This is a genomic window from Niveispirillum sp., from assembly GCF_052437035.1.
In the GTDB taxonomy this organism is placed as follows: Bacteria; Pseudomonadota; Alphaproteobacteria; order Azospirillales; family Azospirillaceae; genus Niveispirillum.
Genome location: NZ_JBQVOH010000002.1, coordinates 450,146 through 472,820 on the forward strand (window position 1 = coordinate 450,146; position 22,675 = coordinate 472,820).

The 22,675-nt window shown below is 63.8% G+C and carries 20 protein-coding genes and 1 pseudogene; 5 read left to right on the forward strand and 16 right to left on the reverse strand.

Translation table 11 applies throughout. The features are described 5' to 3' along the window. Nucleotides 1–169 precede the first annotated feature (169 nt). The 3 genes from ACT6Q8_RS07200 (at nt 170) to panB (ending at nt 4,468) form a co-directional block, all read left to right on the forward strand. Nucleotides 170–2,272, forward strand: coding sequence for a protein-disulfide reductase DsbD family protein (locus ACT6Q8_RS07200; RefSeq protein ID WP_444734629.1), 2,103 nt, complete (start codon nt 170–172; stop codon nt 2,270–2,272). 197 nt (nt 2,273–2,469) lie between these two features. Next, a complete protein-coding gene (locus tag ACT6Q8_RS07205) occupies nt 2,470–3,393 on the forward strand; it encodes an RNA polymerase factor sigma-32 (RefSeq protein WP_054166068.1) in 924 nt (307 codons plus the stop codon). Between the two features lie 250 nt (nt 3,394–3,643). After that, nucleotides 3,644–4,468: a 3-methyl-2-oxobutanoate hydroxymethyltransferase gene (gene panB, locus ACT6Q8_RS07210; protein ID WP_054166067.1), complete on the forward strand. Its 825-nt coding sequence runs from the start codon at nt 3,644–3,646 to the stop codon at nt 4,466–4,468. Nucleotides 4,469–4,476: 8 nt separating this feature from the next. On the opposite strand, the gene ACT6Q8_RS07215 is transcribed toward panB, so the two are convergent. From ACT6Q8_RS07215 to ACT6Q8_RS07240, 6 genes are all read right to left on the reverse strand, one after another. Continuing rightward, nucleotides 4,477–6,075, reverse strand: coding sequence for an ABC transporter substrate-binding protein (locus ACT6Q8_RS07215; RefSeq protein WP_444734630.1), 1,599 nt, complete (start codon nt 6,073–6,075; stop codon nt 4,477–4,479). 130 nt (nt 6,076–6,205) lie between these two features. After that, nucleotides 6,206–7,810: an ABC transporter substrate-binding protein gene (locus ACT6Q8_RS07220; RefSeq protein WP_444734631.1), complete on the reverse strand. Its 1,605-nt coding sequence runs from the start codon at nt 7,808–7,810 to the stop codon at nt 6,206–6,208. A 95-nt stretch (nt 7,811–7,905) separates the two neighbouring features. After that, on the reverse strand, nt 7,906–8,190 hold the full coding sequence (minE, locus tag ACT6Q8_RS07225; protein ID WP_054166064.1) for a cell division topological specificity factor MinE: 285 nt from the start codon (nt 8,188–8,190) through the stop codon (nt 7,906–7,908). After that, nucleotides 8,187–9,002, reverse strand: a complete 816-nt coding sequence (gene minD, locus ACT6Q8_RS07230; RefSeq protein ID WP_054166063.1) for a septum site-determining protein MinD — start codon at nt 9,000–9,002, stop codon at nt 8,187–8,189. Before minD ends, minE begins: the two co-directional genes overlap by 4 nt. A 71-nt stretch (nt 9,003–9,073) precedes the next feature. Continuing rightward, a complete protein-coding gene (gene minC, locus ACT6Q8_RS07235; protein ID WP_444734632.1) occupies nt 9,074–9,898 on the reverse strand; it encodes a septum site-determining protein MinC in 825 nt (274 codons plus the stop codon). Nucleotides 9,899–10,353: 455 nt separating this feature from the next. After that, nucleotides 10,354–10,503, reverse strand: a complete 150-nt coding sequence (locus ACT6Q8_RS07240) for a hypothetical protein (RefSeq protein WP_156344401.1) — start codon at nt 10,501–10,503, stop codon at nt 10,354–10,356. A 112-nt stretch (nt 10,504–10,615) separates the two neighbouring features. Between ACT6Q8_RS07240 and ACT6Q8_RS07245 the strand changes: the two genes are divergently transcribed. Continuing rightward, a complete protein-coding gene (locus ACT6Q8_RS07245) occupies nt 10,616–11,362 on the forward strand; it encodes a PhoH family protein (protein ID WP_054166061.1) in 747 nt (248 codons plus the stop codon). A gap of 33 nt (nt 11,363–11,395) precedes the next feature. Here the strand turns inward: ACT6Q8_RS07245 and ACT6Q8_RS07250 are convergent, their stop codons facing one another. The 3 genes from ACT6Q8_RS07250 to ACT6Q8_RS07260 all read right to left on the reverse strand — a co-directional run bounded on the left by ACT6Q8_RS07250 (nt 11,396) and on the right by ACT6Q8_RS07260 (nt 14,976). Beyond that, the gene (locus ACT6Q8_RS07250; protein ID WP_156344400.1) at nt 11,396–12,181 is read right to left on the reverse strand and encodes a hypothetical protein; all 786 of its coding nucleotides are present in this window, start codon (nt 12,179–12,181) and stop codon (nt 11,396–11,398) included. 107 nt (nt 12,182–12,288) lie between these two features. Beyond that, a complete protein-coding gene (locus ACT6Q8_RS07255; protein WP_444734633.1) occupies nt 12,289–13,974 on the reverse strand; it encodes a methyl-accepting chemotaxis protein in 1,686 nt (561 codons plus the stop codon). Between the two features lie 48 nt (nt 13,975–14,022). Beyond that, nucleotides 14,023–14,976, reverse strand: a complete 954-nt coding sequence (locus ACT6Q8_RS07260; RefSeq protein ID WP_444734634.1) for an alpha/beta fold hydrolase — start codon at nt 14,974–14,976, stop codon at nt 14,023–14,025. Between the two features lie 113 nt (nt 14,977–15,089). Here ACT6Q8_RS07260 and ACT6Q8_RS07265 point away from each other — a divergent pair, with 113 nt between their 5' ends. Then, nucleotides 15,090–15,572, forward strand: a complete 483-nt coding sequence (locus tag ACT6Q8_RS07265; protein WP_054166057.1) for a MaoC family dehydratase — start codon at nt 15,090–15,092, stop codon at nt 15,570–15,572. 561 nt (nt 15,573–16,133) lie between these two features. On the opposite strand, the gene ACT6Q8_RS07270 is transcribed toward ACT6Q8_RS07265, so the two are convergent. The 7 genes and pseudogenes from ACT6Q8_RS07270 to pgsA all read right to left on the reverse strand — a co-directional run bounded on the left by ACT6Q8_RS07270 (nt 16,134) and on the right by pgsA (nt 22,651). After that, nucleotides 16,134–17,261: a methyl-accepting chemotaxis protein gene (locus tag ACT6Q8_RS07270; RefSeq protein WP_444739370.1), complete on the reverse strand. Its 1,128-nt coding sequence runs from the start codon at nt 17,259–17,261 to the stop codon at nt 16,134–16,136. Between the two features lie 30 nt (nt 17,262–17,291). Further along, nucleotides 17,292–17,867 (reverse strand): annotated as a pseudogene (locus ACT6Q8_RS07275) (MCP four helix bundle domain-containing protein); the annotation flags it as partial. A gap of 176 nt (nt 17,868–18,043) precedes the next feature. After that, nucleotides 18,044–19,726 (reverse strand): methyl-accepting chemotaxis protein, encoded by a 1,683-nt coding sequence (locus ACT6Q8_RS07280; protein WP_444739361.1) that lies wholly within the window; start codon nt 19,724–19,726, stop codon nt 18,044–18,046. Between the two features lie 291 nt (nt 19,727–20,017). Next, complete coding sequence (locus ACT6Q8_RS07285) at nt 20,018–21,238, reverse strand: sensor histidine kinase (protein WP_054166055.1); 1,221 nt, start codon at nt 21,236–21,238, stop codon at nt 20,018–20,020. Between the two features lie 111 nt (nt 21,239–21,349). Then, on the reverse strand, nt 21,350–21,829 hold the full coding sequence (locus ACT6Q8_RS07290; RefSeq protein WP_054166054.1) for a molybdenum cofactor biosynthesis protein MoaE: 480 nt from the start codon (nt 21,827–21,829) through the stop codon (nt 21,350–21,352). Then, complete coding sequence (moaD, locus tag ACT6Q8_RS07295) at nt 21,829–22,080, reverse strand: molybdopterin converting factor subunit 1 (protein WP_444734817.1); 252 nt, start codon at nt 22,078–22,080, stop codon at nt 21,829–21,831. The genes ACT6Q8_RS07290 and moaD overlap by 1 nt, the downstream gene beginning before the upstream one ends. 7 nt (nt 22,081–22,087) lie before the next feature. Further along, complete coding sequence (pgsA, locus tag ACT6Q8_RS07300; protein WP_054166053.1) at nt 22,088–22,651, reverse strand: CDP-diacylglycerol--glycerol-3-phosphate 3-phosphatidyltransferase; 564 nt, start codon at nt 22,649–22,651, stop codon at nt 22,088–22,090. Nucleotides 22,652–22,675: the final 24 nt, after the last annotated feature.

Sequence of the window (22,675 nt, forward strand, 5' to 3'; positions counted from 1 at the left end):
CATCCGGCAAGATGCACGGGCGCGGGGCGGGGTTGCGACCCTACAGGGGCGATGGCGGACGGGCAATGGCCCCGTCACGCTGACACAACTTGAAACAAAGCCGCACTGGCCCCGGGGCCAAGGTCACACTACATAGAGAGGCGCCTTTGCTTTCCCATGGGTTTCGGTGATGAAGAAATTCGGCCTTTCCACCTTGTGCGCCCTGTTGTTGGCCGGTGCCGTGCAGGCGGCCCCCGTACGGTCCAATCTGGTGGCGACCGACAATGTGGAAACCTTCATCACCCTGGAAACCCAGGGCGTGGCACCGGGACAGACGGTGTGGGCCGCCCTGACCCAGAATATCCGCCCGCACTGGCACACCTACTGGATCAATCCGGGCGACAGCGGCATTCCGACTGAGATCAAATGGACCCTGCCAGAGGGCTGGAAGGCCGACGTCATCACCTGGCCGGCGCCGCAACGCTTCCCCATCGGGCCGCTGGTCAATTTCGGCTATGCCGATCAGGTGCATCTGCTGGTCCCCCTGACGGTGCCATCCAACGCCACGCCGGGGCAGGCGGTGCAACTGGATGCCAAGGTCGATTGGCTGGTCTGTGAGGATATCTGCATCCCCGAATCGGCGGACCTGTCGATCGCGGTGCCGGTGGTGGCCGGGACAGCGGCGGTGGAGCCGGAGGCGGCGACGCTGTTCACCCGGGCCCGCGCCAGCCTGCCGGTGCCCAGCCCCTACACAGCCACCCTGTCGCCCGGCGACAAGGCCCACCGCCTGACCCTGGCTGCCCCCGGATTGGACAAGGGGAAGATCAGCGAGGTCTTCTTCTTCCCGCATGATTACAAGGTCGCCTCCGCCAACGCCGCGCAGGAACTGCGCCTGGGGGCCGATGGCCTGACCCTGTCGCTGGTGCCCGGTGGCGCCTTGCCCGCCGGGCCGGTGACGGGTGTCCTGTCCTTTACCGAGGAACTGGACGGGCAGTCGGTTCGCCATGCATTTGCGGTGGAGGCGGCGGTGGGGGCCGCTGCCCAGGCATCCACGGGTGGGGATGGGCAGACAAGCTGGGCCACGGCCCTGCTGCTGGCCCTGCTGGGTGGTGCGGTGCTGAACCTGATGCCCTGCGTTTTTCCTGTCCTGTCGATGAAGGCGCTGGCCCTGTTGCAGCATGGGCCGGGGCATGCCCGCCGGCATGGGCTGGCCTATACGGCGGGCGTCCTGGCCTGCTTTGCCGTGGTGGCAGGCGCCCTGATCGCCCTGCGCGCCGGGGGTGCCGCCATCGGCTGGGGCTTCCAGCTGCAAGACCCGTTGGTGGTCGCCATCCTGGCCTATGTCATGCTGCTGCTGGGCCTGTCGCTGTCGGGCGTCTTCACCCTGGGCGGGTCGGTGATGGGGGTGGGGCAGGGGCTGGCGGGCCGTGATGGGCTGGCCGGCAGCTTCTTTACCGGTGTGCTGGCCACCGTCGTCGCGACGCCCTGTACCGCGCCCTTCATGGGCACCGCCTTGGGGTTTGCCATCACCCAGCCCTGGCCCGTGGCCCTGTCGGTGTTCCTGGCCCTGGGTCTGGGCATGGCGCTGCCCTTCCTGGCCCTGTCGTTCAGCCCGGCCCTGCTGAGGCGGTTGCCTCGTCCGGGTCTGTGGATGGAGCGGGTGAAGCAGGCATTGGCCTTCCCGCTTTATGCCTCTGCCGCCTGGCTGGTCTGGGTCCTGTCGATCCAGGCGGGACCGGCGGCCCTGGCCACCGTTCTGGCCGGCATGGTCGCCATCGCCTTTGCCGCCTGGGTCTATGGCCAGACACGGCTGTCGGGCGGGGCGGGACGCGCTTTCGGCAGCCTGCTGGCCGTCCTGGCCCTGGGCGGGGCGGTGGCCGGCGCCAGCACGGCGCGGACCGTTCCGGCACCGGAACAGGTGGCCGGCGCCAAGCCCGCCAGCAGCGATTACCAGCCCTGGACCGCAGAGAAGCAGGCCGAACTGACGGGGCAGGGCAAGCCGGTCTTCGTGAATTTCACGGCGGCCTGGTGCGTCACCTGTCTGGTCAATGAACGCACCTCGCTGTCGACCGACGCCGTGAAGGCCGCCATGAAGGCCAAGGGTGTCGCCTATCTGAAGGGTGACTGGACCAACCGTGACGCCACCATCGCCCGCGTCCTGGAAAACCACGGGCGCAGCGGTGTGCCGCTCTACCTCGTCTATTTGCCGGGCAAGGCGGAACCGGTGATCCTGCCGCAGATCCTGACCGAAGGCATTGTGCTGGATGCCCTGTCCGGCCTGCCCAACGCCTGATCGCACGGAACCATTCGCCACCCAGCGTTGTTGGTTTCCCGAGCAGTGATGCGGGAAGCGTAGGGCCGCTATGTCCTTGGCGATATGACGCCGGCCGGTCTTGCGGCACCGACACCCGCATCCTATCTTAGAATTATTCTAAGACGGGAGATGCGTGCGGCTGCCCGTGCGGCCAGCATCTTCCGGGGAGACAGATCATGGCCCATTACGGCGAAAGCGCAGATGTTCTGAGGACCTTCACGGCCCAGGCCAACCGGTACCCGATGCTGCTGCCCGAACAGGAGGCGCAGCTGGCCCGCGATTGGACGGAGCGCCAGGATCGCCGCGCCTTTGACAAGCTTGTCCGTTCCCATATGCGTCTGGCCGTCAAGGTGGCCGGCAAATATGCCCGTTCCGGCCTGCCCGTCGCCGATCTGGTGTCGGAGGCCAATATCGGGCTGGTGAAGGCGGTGCAGCGTTTCGACCCCACGCGCGGTTTCCGTCTGGCCACCTACGCCCTGTGGTGGATCCGGGCGGAGGTGCAGTCCTTCGTGTTGCATAACTGGTCGCTGCTGAAGGGCGGCAATACCGCCACCCTGAAGCGCCTGTTCTTCAACCTGCGTCAGACACAGCGCAAGCTGGGCATCCATGACCGGGTGATGAGCGATGCGGAGGCGGCCCTGGTCGCCCAGACGCTCAGCGCCAGTATCGAGGATGTGCGCGAGATGGAGCACCGTTTCGCCACGCCGGTCAGTTCCCTGAACGTAACCGTTGGGGAGGATGGCGACCATGAAGCCATCGACATGCTGGCCGACGAGACGGAAAGCGTGGAGGAACTGCTGGCCGAGAAAGGCGAACTGACGGCGCGGCGCGCCCTGATGAAGGATGCGCTGACCCAGCTGGGTGACCGTGAGCGCCATATCTTCGCTGCCCGTAATCTGGCCGATCAGCCGGTGACGCTGGAACGGCTGGCCCAGCATTACGGCGTCAGCAAGGAGCGTATCCGCCAGATCGAGAGCGGGGCGTATAAGAAAGTGGTGCGCCGGGTACGGTCGCAGGTGGAAGCAGGCCCGACGCTGCCGCCCAATCTTCCGCCTCCGTTGGCGCTGGGCCGGCGGGCAGGGGCCATGGCGATGGCGTGACGGGTTTATGGGGTAGCCCTCACCCTCCCAAACGCTGACGCGTTCGGGCGCCTCCCTCTCCCACGTTCGTGGGCGAGGGACGAAAAATTTAACCCCTCGCCCGCTTGCGGGAGAGGGAGGGGCCCGGCGGCGCCAGCCGACGGGAGGGTGAGGGCGCAACGCCCCCCAACCGCCCACCCTTTACGCCGCCCCCAATCTGCGGTACGGGATGCCGCAACGCACAAATAATCACGGCCGGAGGAGTAAAGGCATGAGCGCCAGCGCCCAGGTGAAGCGCATCAGCGTGCCCGATATCGCTGCCCGCAAAGGACAGGAACCGGTCGTGGTGCTGACGGCCTACAGCGTCTCCATGGCGACGCTGCTGGATGATCATTGTGATTGTCTGCTGGTGGGCGACAGTCTGGGCATGGTGCTGTACGGGCTGGACAGCACGCTGCCCGTCACGCTGGACATGATGATCAACCATGGCGCCGCCGTGGTGCGCGGGTCGTCCAAGGCCTGTGTCGTGGTTGACCTGCCCTGGGCCAGCTATCAGGAAAGCCCCGCCCAGGCCTTCCGCAATGCCGCCCGCGTCCTGGCCGAAACCGGCGCGTCTGCCGTGAAGCTGGAAGGTGGGGAGGAGATGGCCGAGACGGTTGCATTCCTGGTTCGCCGGGGCATCCCCGTCATGGGCCATGTCGGCCTGACGCCGCAGGCGGTGAACGCGCTGGGCGGCTATCGTGCTCGTGGTCGTTCGGATGCCGAACAGGCCAAGATCCTGGGCGATGCCAGTGCCATTGCCGAGGCAGGCGCCTTCGCCATTGTGGTGGAAGGCGTGGTGGAGCCGCTGGCCCGCCAGATCACCGAACAGGTACCCGTCGTCACCATCGGAATCGGTGCCAGTGCGGCCTGTGATGGTCAGGTGCTGGTGACCGATGACATGCTGGGCCTGTTCGCGGGCTTCACGCCCAAATTCGTGAAACGCTATGCCGAGATCGGGGAGCAGGTGTCGCAGGCCGCCGCATCCTATGCCGCCGACGTGCGCGCCCGCGCCTTTCCGGAAGCGGCCCATGTGTTCCCCGTCCGCAAGGGCTGAAATATCGCCTATCGCACCGGCGCCCCATCACGCGGGGTGACGGCGCGACCGAACACCCGGCCTGTGTCGCGGGGTGCGACGATCAGGTCGGCGCGGTGCAGGACAAGATCGCGCATATGCAGCAGCGGGATGAAGGGCGTGTCACGGTCCAGCACCGCCTGAATGCCCGTCACCGCCGTATCGATGGCCGCCGGATCGGTTTCCGCCGCCGCCAGAAGGCGGGTAATCTCGGCATCCTGATACTGGCCGGGATTCATGATGGTCCGCATGGGCACCGGTCGCAGCATGGCCTCATAGGCGCTGAGGACGATGCCATCCTCGATACCGATCAGGTTCAGCGCCATATCGAAGCGGCCATCGCGGACCCGTTCCCGGAATTCCTCTCGCCCGACGCGATGCACATTCACCTTGATCCCCACGGCGGACAGCATGCCGGCCAGCACATCCGCCGTGCGTCCGCCGTCGCTGCCGCGGCTGGGCGCGGTCAGCAGTTCCAGCGTCAGGCCCGCCTCAAACCCGGCAGCGCGCAACAGGGAACGGGCAGCAGCGGGATCGTAGCTATCCTGTGCCCGGTCGGAGGCGAAACCGCGCATGCCGGGGGAACCCAGTTGGTTAGCCGCCGCGCCATAGCCATCGGTGGCGCGCTGCGCCAGCAGCGGCTTGTTGATGGCCAGTGTCAGAGCGCGGCGGACACGGGTATCCATCAGGGCCGGGCTTCCACGAGCCAGCGGGTTGCCCGGACTGTCGCCTGACAGGTTCAGCGATAGAAACAGGGTGCGGTCCGTGGGCAGTTCGGTCAGGCTGATATGCGGCAGGCCCGGCAGATAGGCCATGGGCGCCGGTGGCGGGTCCTCAATGATGTCGGCCTGACCATCGGCCAGGGCGCGGACACGGGCCTGGCTTTCCGTTTCTACGCGCAGCAACACTTCCTCGAACGGGGCTGCCGTACGGCCATTGACGGGGGGCACGGCGGCCAGCCTGTATTCCCGGCCGCTATCTAACCCGGCGATCCGATAGGGGCCGCTGCCCATGGGCGGGCTGTACAGCATCAGCAGGCCCACCGGCATGTCCGGTGTACAGGATGCGTCGGTGAAGGCCGCAGGTGCCTTGACGCCGTAGATCAGGAAGAAGGCGGAGATCATCCGGGTGAAAGGTCGTGTCAGTTCCAGCACGACTTCACCATCCCCCGCCACCCCCGCACGGCGCAGCGACAGGGGCAAGCCGGTATTGCCGCGGTTCAGTGCCGCCCACCGGCACAGGCTATAGGCGATGTCGCGGGCCTGCACGGGCGATCCGTCGGCAAACCGGCGACCTTGTGTCAGGCGCAGGCGCCATAGAAGCTGATCCTGGCTTTGCCATTCCGATAGAAGGCCGGGCGCCGGATGGAACAGGTCCCGTTCCGCCAAGCTGTCGTAAAGATGGCCCATGATCTGAAAATCGCTGCCCGTATAGGCGCGGTGCGGGTCCAGGGAGCTGGGGCTGCTGGCCATCAACACGGTCAGCCGCTCTGTCGGGCCCGCGGCCTGCGCCTGTGCGGCGTTCAGCCAGGAAAGCAGCAGCATGCCCAGCAGGCCTAGAAAGCCCGGCACGGTCCGGCGTCCAGCCATTCCACGCACCCCCGTTCCGCTACCACGCACCGGCCATGCGTGAAGGGATCATGACTCCTTTCCGTCGCAACGAAAAGTGTCAGAAACGAGAGAATACGTTTGTGTGTATGCGCCCCTGCGGAAAATCGTGTCAGTTCCGGTCCAGCACACTGTTCCCCGACGGTCGGGCATCGGCGGTAACGGGCGCCGTGATGCGGCCAAAGGCACGGGCCGTGTCACGGGCATGCAGGGTCAGACCCGCACGGTGGGCGACAAGGTCGCGGATATGCATCAGCGGCACAACCGGCAGATCCGTTTCCAGGATCACCGTCGCTTGTGCGGTCAGGCTGGGAATATCCTTTGGATTGGCGCCACGCGCCTGCCGCAGCAGGGCATCCAGGGCCGGATTGCGATAGCCGCTGGGATTGATCACGCTGTCTTTTTCCGCCGAACCCGCGATGGAGCTGTACCCCTCCATGGCCGATCCCGCCGTCAGACCCAGGCCGGCGAACATGATCTCGAACTCCCCGGCCACGACACGGGCGCGGGCATCGGCGGCGGGAACCGGTGTGATCTCCAGTTCGATCCCGATGGCGCGAAGCATGCCGGACAGGGCATCCGCCACACGCGGCCGGTCGGTGATGCGTGTGGCCGGCAGCAGCAGCGGCAGGCGCAGCCCATCAGGATATCCCGCCTCGGCCAGAAGGGCGTGGGCCGCATCAGGATCGGGATGCATGGCGCGGGGCCGGTCAGGCAGATAGCCCTCCATACCGGGTTGGGCCAGTTGCCAAGCGGGACCGGCAAACCCCTCCAGGCCACGATCGACCAGCAGATGCCGGTCCACCGTCATGGCGATGGCCCGGCGCACGCGGATATCCGCCAGTGGATTGGGCCGCCCATCGGGCAGGGTGGGGCGCAGGTTGAAGGTCAAGAGCAGGGTACGGTCGGTCGGCAGTTCGGTGACGGCCACGCCCCGCACCTTGCCCAGATAGGGCAACTGGCTGGGGATCACATCCTCCATGATGTCGGCATCGCCCGTCACCAGCAGGCGCAGGCGGTCGCGCGCATCCGGTTGCGACCACAGCACGACACGGCGCCAGACCGAACAGTCGCGCCAGCAATTGGGGGAGGGGAGCAGCACCCGCCGTTCGGCCGCAGCTGGTTCATTGGCCGGCACATAGGGGCCGCTGCCCCGCTGCGGCTGTCCCCGGCTGGCGGTCACCTGTTTGGGATCGCACCCAAGCGGCCCATCGGCGGCATCCGTGGGGGCCGCGACGATGAACAGCAATGACAGGGCGGCGGGCAGAAGGCGGTAGGGAGTGTCCAGTACCAGACTGACACGGCCCCCGGCCTCTGCCGTGACACGCGTGAAACCGATCCCGTCCCGTCCCATGCCGCGCATCAGCACCTGATACCGGCACAGGCTATAGGTGACATCGCGCGGCGTCACTGGCTTGCCATCGGCAAAGCGGGCGGAGGGATCGATCTGGAAGGTCCAGGTGCGGTTATCGCTGCTGGACCAGCTGGTGGCCAGACGGGGCGCGACGTTGAACCCGTCACGCGTCACCAGCGTGTCGAACAGATGCTCATAATATTGGAAATCGGCCCCTGTGCGCGCCTGATGCGGGTCATCGGCACTGACCAGACCGGAGGTGGCGACCACAAGGTCCGTCCCGGCCCGTACGGGCAGCGCTACCGACGCCGTCAGCAGCGTCAGTGCGCAGAACAACAGCCGGGGCAGACCAAGTCGAGCCAATGTCGCATCCAGATACAGCAGGCATTGTTACATAACACAATGCCCGCCCCCATGGGGGGCGGGCAAGATGTTTAGGGCCGCTGAGGCGTATTGGATCAGTTGATGGTGGCTGCTGTTCCGCGCTTGGCCGGACCGGGCAGTTCCACATTCACTTCCAGCATGGAACAGCCGCTTTCGCGTTCCAGCTTCACCGCCACCTTGTCGTCGTCGATATTGACGTACTTCTTGATGACAGCCAGCAGTTCCTGCTGCAGGGCAGGAAGGAAATCGGGGCTATCGCGGCCCGACCGTTCGTGCGCCAGAACGATCTGCAGCCGTTCCTTGGCCTGGGCCGCCACCGTGGGCGGCTTCGACTTGCGGAAAAGGTCAAGCAGGCTCATGCGGTCCTCCGCAGCAGGCGGTCCAGGAAGCCCTTCTTCTCGGGCTTGATGAAACGATGCTCGATGGTTTCGCCCAGGAAGCGACCGACCGCATCGGCATAGGCAAGGCCGGCATTGGACTTGTCGTCCAGCACCACAGGCATGCCGACGTTCGATGCCTTCAGCACGGCCGGGCTTTCCGGGATGATGCCCAGCAGCGGGATGGCCAGGATTTCCAGCACATCCTCCACCTTCAGCATCTCACCCTTCTCCACGCGGTCGGGATCGTAGCGGGTGACCAGCAGATGCTCCTTCACCGGCTCCAGCCCCTGTTCGGCACGGCGCGACTTGGCCTGGATCACGCCCAGGATACGGTCGCTGTCGCGCACCGACGACACTTCGGGATTGGTCACGATGATGGCATGGTCGGCCCAGTAGAGGGCCATCAGCGCGCCCTTTTCGATGCCGGCCGGGCTGTCGCAGAGGATGTAGTCGAATTCCTTCTTCAACTCGTCCAGGATTTTGCCGACACCTTCCTGGGTCAGCGCGTCCTTGTCGCGCGTCTGGCTGGTGGGAAGGATGTACAGGTTCTCGACCCGCTTATCCTTAATCAGCGCCTGGCTGAGGCGTGCCTCGCCATTGATGACGTTGATGAAATCGAACACCACGCGGCGCTCGCATCCCATGATCAGGTCAAGATTGCGCAGGCCCACATCGAAATCGATGATGCAGGTCTTGAACCCACGTAGGGCAAGGCCGGTGCCGAAGGCGGCGCTCGAAGTGGTCTTCCCCACGCCGCCCTTGCCGGAGGTCATCGTAATGATCTTGGCCAAGAGGCGTCTCCCAAGCTCAAAGGTTGATCAAACTGTTCATCAGGCCACACATGGGGCGGCCTGCGGATTACTCAGGCCACATTCGTGGCCAGTGGATCGATATGCAGATAGCCATTGTTCAGGTAAATTTGAACCTGACGACGGCGGATATCCTTGCCGATATCTTCCGACACGCGGTAGAGGCCGGCAATGGATACCAGTTCGGCATCCAGACTTTGGCAGAAAATCCGTGCCCCCTGGTCACCGCTGACACCGGCCAGGGCCCGACCGCGCAGCGCACCATAGACATGGATGGAACCATCGGCCAGCAGTTCAGCACCAGGGCTGACAGAGCCGATCACCACAAGATCACCGCCGGGCGCATAGATCTGACGGCCCGACCGCACATTCTCGGCGATCACCATCGCGCTTCGCTGCGGTGCCGGTTCCGGCATCGGGGCGGGCGCCGGTGCAGGCGCGGGGTTGGGGGCGGCCTGGGCCTGCGGCTGTCCCTGACCCTGCACATTGGCAAGGCCCTGGGCCGGGCTGCGGCCCGTGCCGGCCAGCGGGTCGAACAGTTCCACCTTGCCGCGCGGGGCGGCGATCAGCGCCATGCCGCGGGCCAGGGCCGCATCCTGCTGCGGCTTGGTGCCGCCCAGAAGACCCACGGCCATCAGGCCCAGATTCTTCAGCAGCTTGCAGAACGCATCCATGTCGAACGGCATGCCGGCAGGCAGATCGTCCAGATCCAGCACGACGCCGGCATTGCGGAAGAAATTCGGCGCCTGCGCGATCTTGCCCGACAGAACGGGGAAGAAATTCGGATTGTGGGGGTCGCTGACCTTCAGCACCATCATGGTGAAGGTGCTGCCGCGCAACTGAAATGGCGCGTCCCTGAAGGCGACCTGATTGCTCATATCCGTGTCAGACCCCACCTGTCCCCGCATACGGCACAAGGGAACGGCGCAGCCCCGCCGCCCATTCTCTCGTCCGCATTCACATCATCCCGCCGTTCAACCGCGTTTCGCGTGCCGACGCAAGCTTTTCGTGCGGCATATCTTGCGACAATGCGCCAATGTTCCACAATATCTATTCCGGGTGGGGCCGCATGAAGGTGCCGCACGCCGCTTTCGGGGCCCCGTTCCCGCCCTTTCCTGCCGTATCGGGGGTATGGGGATGCCACCGCTGCAACCGGCTGCGGCCCCGATGGCGCCGCCCCATCGTTGCCAACATTCCTACTGCACCCGCGAAGCCCGACTCGGGTGCTGCCTCCGAAAGGTGTATGTCGCCAGATATTGTGTGAATATTCCGTTTCATCCGCAATGGCTGGTGACGGCTGAAAATTTATGGGGTAACGTTCCTATCGTTGATCCTAAATGGGGGTGGACCGGATACATGTTGATGGCATATTGCCCAGCAGCATCATCCCGCAGCGCAGCGGCCATAGCAGGCCGCGCGGCACCGCGAAGCGCGGTACCCGGCGCACCGCCCGCAGCAGCATCAGCCGTCCGACGGCACGCACACCAACCGCACCACTCGACCCGAGGGTGCGGTTTTTTGTTGCCCCGTCGCCGTCCTGCCGCGTTCCCGCTTCAACCGGACAATGTCCTTTGCCGCAAGTGAGGAGATGCCAGATGGCCAAGCGCCAGTCCAAGCCCGCGTCCAGCAGCAGTGATAACAAGGTCCAGCCGCTTTTCCCCCGCCAGTCCACGGGCTGGGACCCGTTGGGCAATGCCGGGGATGAACGGCGCGAGCAATCCTATGTCCGCACCGTCAAGCCGATGAGTGCGGGTCAGGCCCTGCTGATGCAGGCCATCAAGGATCACAACCTGACCCTGGCGCTGGGTCCCGCTGGCACCGGCAAGACCTATCTGGCCATTTCATCGGCGGTCACGGCCCTGGAAAAGGGGGAGGTGGACCGGATCGTCCTGTCCCGCCCCGCCATCGAGGCCGGCGAAAGCATCGGCTTCCTGCCGGGCGACGTGAATGAGAAGATGGCACCGTTCCTGCGCCCGCTTTACGACGCGCTGTCGGACCGGCTGGGGTCAAAGCGGCTGAAGGCCATGATGGCCGATGGCTCCATCGAGATCGCGCCCGTCGGCTACATGCGCGGACGCACGCTGAACAATGCCTTCGTGGTGATCGACGAGGCGCAGAACTGCACCTATGCCCAGATCAAGATGCTGCTGACGCGCCTGGGCTGGCATTCCACCATGGTGCTGACGGGTGACCCGGATCAGTCGGACCTGCTGCCCGGCGTGTCGGGACTGGCCGACATTGCCCGCCGGCTGGAGGTGGTGGAGGGGATTTCCATCGTGCGTCTGGCCGATGCCGACATTGTGCGCCACCCGCTGGTGGCCAGCATGCTGACGGTGCTGTGATTTTCGGCTGAGGGGTGGCCCATGGGGCGCCCCTCAGTTCGATGCCGCCATATCCTGATGCAGGCTTTCCAGATACTGGTCAGCCACCCTTTCCCGATCAATGCGTTTCAATCCGCGCAGCAGGCTGAGGCGGGCACGCTTGGCGCGGTCGCTCTGATTAAAACAGGCATGCAATGTTTCAGACGATCCGATCGAGAATGCACTCAGCGAAAGCGGAGCGAAGTCTTTGGCATTGCGGTCGCGCTCTAGTTCAGATTTCAGGAAACTGAACTGTGATACTTCCACAACGGCCGCGTTAATGCGTCCCGCCTGCAGCTTTCGCAGGTTGGCAATATCCGAGGCCGCGACCTCGACGCGCAACGTGCCTTTGCCACGCAGCCCGTCAATGATGGGTCCGTTGTCGTAACCGTCGACGATCCCGATCAGCAAGTTTTGCAGATCGTTGGGGTTTTGCCATTTGATCGGGTCGTTTTGGCGTTCAGCCAGGGCATAGCGGAAGGTGCCGATGGGCAATTCTGACAATATGCCGCCAGCCGCCGCACATTCCGTCGGCGTGGCCGTGAAGAAGCCCACATAATGACCATCGGTCTGCATGGCGGTGGACACAGCCCGCTTCCACGGCAGTATCGTGACGGTGAACCTGTCGCCTTGGGTGGCGAACGCTGCCCGCAGGACGGTGCTCATGGATCCGCCCTGCGGCAGGCTGCCCGAAAAGGGCGGCCATTCAAGGCTTGTGAAGGACCATTCCTCCGCCCCTGCCACCGGCAGCGGTGCCAGAAGCAGCCCGCACAGCAATGCCAGTGACTTGAGCCGACGCATGATCCTCCCCAAATTCAAGGAACCGATCTCTGAAACTATGGGTGATAGTGCGATGCTGCAACATCACCTTGTATGACCATAAGCATCATTTCCAAGTTTCCGTAACGTTAACCGATCCGTACACGGGCGATGAACTTCTCCACCTGCTGGCGCAGATCATCCGCCTCCCGCGTCAGTTCGCTGGCAGACGACAGGAGGTCTGTGGCGCTGCCGCTGGTGCTTTCCACGGCGTGGCTCACGCCGCCGATATTGCCCGCGATCTCCGCCGTGCCGATGGCCGCCTGCTGTACATTGCGGGCGATCTCACGCGTGGCGGCGTCCTGTTCCTCCACAGCGGCGGCAATGCTGGTGGCGATCTCATTGATTTCCGCAATGGTCCGCGTGATCTCGGTGGTGGCCGCCACGGCCCCGCCGCTGGCCTGCTGGATGGCGGCGATGCGGGCGGAGATGTCTTCTGTTGCCTTGGCCGTCTGGCTGGCCAGGTTCTTGACCTCTGATGCGACGACGGCAAAGCCCTTGCCGGCCTCTCCGGCGCGTGCTGCCTCGATGGTGGCGTTCAGCGCCAGCAGGTTGGTCTGGCTGGCAATCTCTGCGATCAGCTTGACGACGGCGCCAATGGCATCGGCCTCCGTCGCCAGGGCCTGGATCGTACCGTTGGTGGCCTGGGCCCGTTCGGCGGCGGCGCGCGCAATGCTGGCCGATGCGCCGACCTGACGCGTGATCTCCCCGATGGAGGCGGTCATCTGTTCTGCCGATGCCGCCACCGTCTGCACATTGGCGCTGGTCTGGTCGGTAGCGGCGGAAACGACGCTCGTCTGCCCCCGCGCCTGCTCTGCCGACGCTGACAGGGTGATGGCGCTGTCATTCAGGTGGCTGGCGGCCGAGGCGACGCGCGACACGATCCCCATGACCCCGGCCTCGAAACTGTCGGCCAGCGTCAGCATCGCCTGGCGCCGTTCCGCCTCGGCCCGCTGTTCGCCCTGCTTGACCTCTTCTGCCAGCTGCTGTGCCGCTGACGCGTTGGCCTTGAAGGTTTGCAGCGCTGTCGCCAGCCGCCCGATCTCGTCATGGCGGCCAAGCCCCGGTACCGAAACGGACAGATCGCCCCCTGCCACCCGCGCCATGGCCCCCGTCACCGCCTCCACGGGCCGCGCGATTGTGTAGGTGGAGATATAGAAGGCCAATCCCCCCAGCAGCAGGATGCCGGCACCCATGGTGGCCAGCACCAGCAGCCGGGATTGCTGTGCATCCGCCGTGGCGGCCACAGACTCGGCATGGACCGCTTCGCGCAGTTCATCCGACAATTTCAGGGCCTTGTCGCGCAATCCGTCCATGGCGGGATCAAAACGACCACTGACCAGTGCCAGGGCATCAGCCGGGTTGCCGGCCCGCACCGCCGGCGCGATCTCCTTGAAAATCTCCTGGCTGGCCAGAAGATCCTTCTGGATCTCCGTGATACGGGCGGCATAGCGCGGTGCGGTCTCGCGTGTCCGGTCCAGATGGCCCGATGCCTGCCCGAAATTGCGTACACCGCGATCATGGGCTTCCTGGATGCGTTTCTCATCGGGCATGGAGAGCAGCTTGTAGCTCTGCCGGCTGACCGCCGTCAGTTCGCGCACGGCGCGCACAACCTCCAGCGCTGCCGTCTGGTCGCCATTCAGCAATCGCGAATATTGGGCATCGGTGCTGACCAGCCGGGTGGAGGCGAACAGACCGACACCGATGGCGAGCATTGAGAGCAGCGCGATGATGCCCAGGATTCGGGCGGAGATGGACAGACGGCTGATATCCATATCGTCTTCTTCTGACAGGCTTTGGTTTGGCAACCCAGGGGGTAACCCTTAAGAATTACCCCTATGCTTGTCCATTCCCGGCAAGCCCGCCAGAAAATTATCAATGGCCGACAGAACGGCGCTCCGGATCGGGTCCGCCTCGATCAGCAATTCATGCTCACCCACGGGGAACGGCACCAGGGTGCAGTTCGGCAGCCGCTTTGCGGCCCGGTCATGGGCCTGCGGGCGCACGATGCGGTCGGCGCGGGCCGACAGGATCAAGGTGGGGACGGTGACATCCTCCAGCCGATCCTGTTCGAAATAATGCCGGATGGACGACAGCGCCCCGTGCAACCAGCCCCAACTGGCCCCGCCCAGTGCCACCGTCGGGTCCTGCGCCATCACCGCCTGCATCAGGGCGAAGCGCTGCGGGTCGCTGGTCAGGCGGTTGCCTTTGAAGGGCAGGGGATCGGGTGCCCATTGCGGCCCCTGCAACAGGGCGTATTTCTCCGCCCGCCCGCTACGCATGGCCCAACGGGTCAATTGCCACGCCATCGCTTGCGGCATTGGCACATTGATGCCCAGCATGGGGGCACAGGCAATGATGCCGGCGAACGGGTGGGGCCGTTCCGCGACATGGCGCATCAGGATATGCCCGCCCATGGAATGGCCCAGCCCGATCAGCGGCCCTTTTATCCGGTCCTTCCAATGCGCCAGTGCCGTATCCAGATCATCCAGGAAGGCCGCGAAATCGACGGCATGGCCCACCATCGGGTCGGGCAGCAGGCGCGAGGACCCCCCCTGGCCCCGCCAATCCATGGACAGGACATGCAGCCCGCGCCCGCTCAAATCCTCGGCCAGTTCTGTATAGCGTTCAACCTGTGCCGCCCGGCCCGGCAGGACCAGCATGGTGGCGGCATCATCGGGCGGGAGCGGGCCGGACGGGCACCAGCGCGACAGGCGCAACCTTGTGCCATCGGGCAGCGACAGCATCTCATGCGCCCAAGCTCCGTTATTCTGCACGCCGCCTCTCATCCTTTTCGCTGGTTTGACCGTCTTGCAGGGCCACGCTTATGGTTGTGACGGCAGCTTAAGGGGCAGGGGCCCCATCCGCCAAGCCTGGGAGCATCGTCACGATGGATAGTATCGCCCGCCGCACCGGCCTGGACCCGGCCGATTTGACCGGCTTTTATTTCGAGGACATGTTCGTGGGCATGAAAGGCGTCTATGCCCGCACCATTACCGAAACCGATATCGTCATGTTTGCCGGCATTTCGGGTGATACAAACCCCATGCATCTCAACGAGGAATATGCCAAGGCGACGCCGTTCGGCGGGCGTATCGCGCATGGCATGCTGTCGGCCTGTTTCATCACAACGGTCCTGGGCACGCGCCTGCCAGGACCCGGCTGCATCTACATGTCCCAGAATCTGCGCTTCCGCTCGCCCGTGCGTATCGGGGAGACGGTGACGACCACCGTCACGGTGACGGGTCTGGTCCCGGAAAAGCGCCGCGCCATGCTGTCGACCATCTGTACTGTCGGGGACCGCGTCGTGATTGATGGCGAGGCCATGGTGATGGTGCCTGCCCGCCCTGCGGCCACTGAAACCACCGCCTGAACCGCGCCTGGGGAGAGAAACAAGCTCTCCCCAGAATCTGTGGATAAGTCTGTGGCTAAGGGGGCGGTAACCGCGCCGGAACATTGCGGCCTGCGGGTCTCCGGGATTTGCCTATTTTTTTGGCATAATCATTGGCTAGATCGGGGATCAAATTGACCGGTGAGCGGAGGGTAGATTAAAAATCTTTTACTTTCAGTGTGTTGATTGAAGATTTGGGAATCGCTCGCGGATTTCCGGAACGGAAAAGCGGAAGGGCCATATGCCCGTCGTTATGCGACACATGCATGCATTAACCGATGCCGGATCGCAAAACAGGGGGGCGTCAAGCCTTGAACCGGCGCCAATGCGCGGTGGACAAATATTCGCAGCAAGGATTGCTGGATGTTCGCTGTGGGGACTTTGACCATTCGCTGTTGATGCGTGCCGCGGCAGCAGTCACGACCGGGTGAAGTCTTTGCGGGCGGGGCAGAACCCCGTAACAGCCCCTGAATGATTGCGGCCCCTGCGTTCCGGGCTGGTGCTGCCACCAGGGATCGCAGGGGCCGGTGATCGTGCGGCGGATCAGGCGGCGCGGATATCGGCCAGGAATTGTTCGACCCGGGCGCGCAGATGTTCGGCCTGCTGCGCCAGTTCCTTGGCAGCACCCAGTACCTGGGTGGCGGATGCCCCGGTCTGCGCGGCGGCTTCGGTCACCTGGGAGACGTTTGCCGACACTTCCTGTGTGCCGGTTGCGGCCTGGGTGACATTGCGGCTGATCTCGGAGGTGGAGGCACCCTGCTGTTCCATGGCGGCGGCGATGGAGGCACCGATTTCCGATACGGACTGGATGGTGGTGCCGATGGAGCGGATGGCGGACACGGAACTGTCGGTTGCCTGCTGCACCGACGATACCTGGGCCGCGATCTCTTCGGTTGCCTTGGCCGTCTGATTGGCCAGGGCCTTCACTTCCGACGCGACCACGGCAAAGCCCTTGCCGGCCTCTCCCGCCCGCGCCGCCTCGATGGTGGCATTCAGCGCCAGCAGATTTGTCTGGCCGGCGATGTCCTGGATCAGTTGCACCACGGCCCCGATCTTGCCCGCCGCCTCGGCCAGACCCGCGACGGTATTGTCGGTCTGGCGAACCTCGGTATAGGCGCGGTCGGAGATGGTCTTGGAGCGGTTGACCTGGGTGTTGATCTCGGTGATGGAGGCGGCCATCTCCTCCGCGGCGGCGGCCACCGTCTGGACATTGGCGGTGGTCTGCTCGGCAGCGGCAGCGGCGGCTGCTGCCTGACGGTTGGTTTCCTCGGCAATGGCGCTCATGCTCTGCGCTGTGGCATCCAACTCGGTGGCGGCAGAGCTGACGGTGCGCAGCACGGCGGAGGATTGCTCGTCAAACGCCTTGATCAGGTCGTTGACGCGGACGGCGCGGGCCTCCTTGGCGGCCTGCTCCTGACGCTGCGTCTCGGCCAGACGGTCGGCCTCGATCAAGCCATCCTTGAACACCTGGACGGCGCGGGCCATGTCGCCGATTTCATCCCCCCGGTCGCCACCCTCCACAGCCACCGTCAATTCATGCCGGGCCAGACGGTTCATCGTGTCGGTCATCCCGCGCACCGGTTTCACAACACCGGAAATCAACGACCAGCCGGCAGCCAGGGCCAGTATTGTGGCCAAGGCCAGAACCACCGCCGTAATGATCAAGGACATACGGGTGGTAGCTTGCAGATCACCTACCAAGTTGACAGCAGTATCTTCATTCAGCTTAATCAGCTTATTGATATCCTCCTGAAATTTATAAAAAAGCGGTGTCTGCTGGTCGCGCATAATCGCATTGGCTTCGTCGGACTTGTTTTGCCGAGAAAGTGTATGGACGGATTTCCAATTTGACATGTATTCAGCCCATTTTGACATGGCGCTATCGTAGATAGACCTTTCTTCTTTGGAGCTGATCAAAATTTCATAATTCTTCCGAGAATTTTCGAATTCTTCTTGGGCACCTTTCATCCGTCCTTCAAGCGTGTCCATCTCCTTTTCAGTCGTTGACAGGATATGTTGATACTGGTTGACACGTGTTCTCAGGGCGGAGGTGTAGATGTCTTCGATTTCCTTAATGGAGGGAAGGGCATTGGTTCCGATAGTCACCCCACTGTCAGCAACGCTGCTCATGCGCGTCAGCGACAGCACACCGAGGAACAACGTCAGAGCCAAGACGACCCCAAAGGCCGCCACGACACGCGTCTGAATGGAGATATTACTGAACATGACCTGCCCCGTTATGACTGCGTCCTTAGCTTGGACTATGTCGAATGTCATATGCCTGTGTGTTTTCGGAAACAATCTATGCGTTAGGATAGTTAAGAATTCCGTGTGTTTGCGGTGCAGCGAATAATGGCGTATTTCCGGCCTGTACCTGTCTCGCCTATGCAGAAAAAAGGCCCGCCCCCGTGAAGGGGCGGGCCTTGTTGCAAGCAGATTTCAGGGCTCTATGATCAGGCGGCGCGGATATCGGCCAGGAATTGTTCGACCCGGGCGCGCAGATGTTCGGCCTGCTGCGCCAGTTCCTTGGCAGCACCCAGTACCTGGGTGGCGGATGCCCCGGTCTGCGCGGCGGCTTCGGTCACCTGGGAGACGTTTGCCGACACTTCCTGTGTGCCGGTTGCGGCCTGGGTGACATTGCGGCTGATCTCGGAGGTGGAGGCACCCTGCTGTTCCATGGCGGCGGCGATGGAGGCACCGATTTCCGACACGGACTGGATGGTGGTGCCGATGGAGCGGATGGCGGACACGGAACTGTCGGTTGCCTGCTGCACCGACGATACCTGGGCCGCGATCTCTTCGGTTGCCTTGGCCGTCTGATTGGCCAGGGCCTTCACTTCCGACGCGACCACGGCAAAGCCCTTGCCGGCCTCTCCCGCCCGCGCCGCCTCGATGGTGGCATTCAGCGCCAGCAGATTTGTCTGGCCGGCGATGTCCTGGATCAGTTGCACCACGGCCCCGATCTTGCCCGCCGCCTCGGCCAGACCCGCGACGGTATTGTCGGTCTGGCGAACCTCGGTATAGGCGCGGTCGGAGATGGTCTTGGAGCGGTTGACCTGGGTGTTGATCTCGGTGATGGAGGCGGCCATCTCCTCCGCGGCGGCGGCCACCGTCTGGACATTGGCGGTGGTCTGCTCGGCAGCGGCAGCGGCGGCTGCTGCCTGACGGTTGGTTTCCTCGGCAATGGCGCTCATGCTCTGCGCTGTGGCATCCAACTCGGTGGCGGCAGAGCTGACGGTGCGCAGCACGGCGGAGGATTGCTCGTCAAACGCCTTGATCAGGTCGTTGACGCGGACGGCGCGGGCCTCCTTGGCGGCCTGCTCCTGACGCTGCGTCTCGGCCAGACGGTCGGCCTCGATCAAGCCATCCTTGAACACCTGGACGGCGCGGGCCATGTCGCCGATTTCATCCCCCCGGTCGCCACCCTCCACAGCCACCGTCAATTCATGCCGGGCCAGACGGTTCATCGTGTCGGTCATCCCGCGCACCGGTTTCACAACACCGGAAATCAGAGACCAGCCGGCCCCGATGGCCAGCGCCACGGCCAAACCCAGCATCACGCCGATCAGCAGCAGGGAGGTGCTGGCATTCTGGTCCAGGTCCTTGACCAGTTCCTCGGAATTGCGCTCGTTCAGTTGGATCAGCTTGTTGATCTCAATCTGCATCTCCTGGAATTTCGGGGTCAGCACGTCGCGCATCACGTCGCCGGCCTCGACATCCTTTTCAGCCACCGACAGGGCACTGACCTTCGCCCAGAGCTGCATATTCTCATTCCAAAGGGTGCCGACCCGGTCGAAAATCGCCCTCTCATCACTGTCGTTGATCAGCGCTGCATAGTTGGATTTGGCTGTTTCCAGATCCTTCAGCGCGCCATCCATACGTGTTTCAAGGGTCTTACGCTGCTCATCGTTGGTGGCCAGGATATGCTGATACTGGTTCATGCGGGCCCGGACAGCCGCTGTATAAATGTCGCCCGCAAATTTCACTGAAGGTAGAGCGTTGGTGCCAATCACCATCCCATCGCTCGACATTTCATTCATCCGTACCAGTGAAACCGCGCCAAGAGCCACGGTCAGGGCGAGAATGATCCCAAACGCCGCGAGAACGCGGAGTTTGATCGACAAATTTTTAAACATTATTGCTCTCCGGTTCGGCGGCTTGAAAGATTCTGGAGAATGTGGCGAAAGCTTATTAAAGTTAACGAGAAAAATATTAAAATTCAATCAACTCTCCTGCATGCGTGAGCGCTTTGGACAATCAAATCAGCAGGTTCGGAAATGGTTTCTGACATTATCTGCGTCTTTGACACCCATATCCGGCTGTCAGATAAATATCCGTGCGGCGTCAAAGCGAGCCTGTCCGTTACGCATACGCCTGTAGGGCTGCCTGCGCAGGGCGGCTGAAAACAATATTAAATCTGCACGGTTTTATTGATGTGCCGAAGCCGGGGCTTCCGGGGGCAGGCGCACACTGACGACCGTTCCCTTGCCGGGGACGGAGGAAATGTCCAGCGCCCCGCCCAGCATCTCCACAAAACGGCGGGTCAAAGGCAGGCCCAGGCCGCTGCCTTTGGGGTGCGGCTTGTCGGGCTGGCGGACCTGACCAAAGGGCCTCATGGCCGTTGCGATATCCTGGTTGGCGATGCCGATGCCGGTGTCGCGGATTACCAGGATGATGGCACCACCATCATCCAGACCCGCCACCTCCACCGTGACACGCCCACCGCGCGGGGTGAACTTGATGGCGTTGGAGGCGAGGTTGATGACGATCTGGCGGATTTTTTCCGGATCGGTGCGGATGCGCAGCGGCACCTCTGGCACCTTAATATCCAAGGTGATGCCGGTACCCTCCGCCAGTTGCCGCAGCATGCGGGCGCTGTCCTGAACCGTGCGTCCGATATCGATGTCGCGAATATCCAGCGGGTCGGCCCCGGCCTCTGCGCGCGCCAAATCCAGGGTGCCATCGACAATGGCCAGCATATGGGTCGCGGCCTGATGGATATCCACGGCATATTCGGGATAGCGCGGGTCCGTATGGGCCCCGTGTGCGGCATCGCGGATCAGTTCGGAAAAGCCGATGATGGCATGCAACGGTGTCCGCAACTCATGCGAGGCATTGGCGATCATTTCCGTCGTGGGCCGGCTGTCACGCGGCGCTGGTCTTTGCTCCAGCAACCGGCGCTCGGCGATCTTCAGCAATTCCATGGCCTCGGTCAGGCGCTGGTTGCGCTCTGCCGCGGCCAGCTCCGCCTTGATCACCCGGTCGCGCAGCCGCAGATGGGCCAGCAGGCGGGTTTGCAGCTCCACCAATGTTTCCGGCCGCTCCATCACCTCCAGCACGCCCAGTTCCACCGCGGCGGTCCGCTGATGCGGCAGAACATCGTCGCCGATCATGATGATGGTCGGTTCCACTGGCAGGTCGGCAGCCCTGACATTGGCGATCAGGCCCAGCGGCGTGCTAAGCCCGTCCAGGTCAAGCACCAGCAGGGCAGGACGCCGCGACCGGCAGGAGGCCAGCAATTCCTCTTCCGATTTCAGAAGGCGCAGATCGACCTGGGGCGACAGCCGTTTAAGCGCGGCTGGTGCCGGATAATTGGATTTATCCCCGCCAACGACCAGGATCGTGGCGGGATCGTCCTTCACATGCATTTCGATGCGAGCAAGGTTTCACTGTTCCTAATATTTGGCACAGGTGGTTCCGCTTGTCGCCTGCAACCTTGCCGTCCCCGCCGCATGGGCGATGCGAATTCGTGGTAGGTGTTACCCCGGAAGTTCGGACCAGCGGTCGGCGGCGTTCTGGTCGCTGTGACGTGCATCGACCCAGCGCTGGCCGGCATCGCCCGTCTCTTCCAGCTTCCAGAATGGGGCCTTGGTTTTCAGCCAATCCATGATGAAGCGGCAGGCATCGAACGCCGCCTCGCGATGGGCGGACGCGCAGGCGACCAGGACGATGCGTTCCCCCGGCTCCATGCGGCCATACCGATGGATGATCAGGCAGGCCGACAGGGGCCAGCGTTCCCGCGCCTCCGCCTCGATGGCTTCCAGCTGCCGTTCGGTCATGCCGGGATAATGTTCCAGCGTCAGGGCGCGGACGGTGCCCGGCCCTTCACCTGCCTGCGGGTGAAGGTCACGGACCAGACCGGTGAAGCTGCACACACCGCCGATCCCGGTATCGCCATCGGATAAAGCCGCCAGTTCGGCCCCGATGTCGAAATCATCCCGCTGGACCCGGACGGTCATCAGCCACCTGTCACCGGCGGGAACAGGGCCACCTCGTCACCGGCCACCACCGGGTGGGTGAAGGGCACATATTCCTGATTCACGGCCACCTTGACGACATCCAGATTGGCCAGTGCCTCGGCATAGCCATCGCCGCGTCCGCGCAGCCAGCCGATCAGGTCCGCAACATCCGTCACCCCATCTGGCACGGAAACCCGTTCTTCCGCGATGCCGATCTTGGTGCGCAACCAGGCGAAATAGAGCAGTTTCAGCATAAGATCACCCCTGTGGGTTCAGCATATGGCGCAGGCCGGCGCGCAGGTAATCCCATCCGGTCAGCAGGGTCAGGGCGGCGGCAAGCCACAGGCCGACCTCCCCGATCAGGGTGACGGGCCAGCCTTCCGGCCCGTCGGCACCCACGATCAACCAGCCGATGGCCCCCATCTGGATACCCGTCTTCCATTTGGCGAGCTGGCTGACGGGCAAGGAGATGCGCAGGCCGGCCAGGAATTCGCGCAGGCCCGACACCATTACCTCACGCAGCAGGATGATGATGGCGGGGATGACGGCCAGCCCCGCGATCTTGCCCACAGCCGCCAGCATCATCAGTACGGCGGCCACCAGCAGCTTGTCGGCGATCGGGTCCAGGAACTTGCCGATCAGGCTTTCCTCCCGCCAGATACGGGCCAGATAGCCGTCGAACCAGTCGGTGATGCAGGCCGCCGCGTAAAGACCCAGCGCGGTCCAGGCGCTCCATTTCCCCGGAAAGAACAGCAGGGCCACGATCACGGGGATCACGGCGATGCGCGACAGGGTCAGGATATTGGGCAGGCTGGTCAGCATGGGTGCCAAGTCGGTATGGTGAAG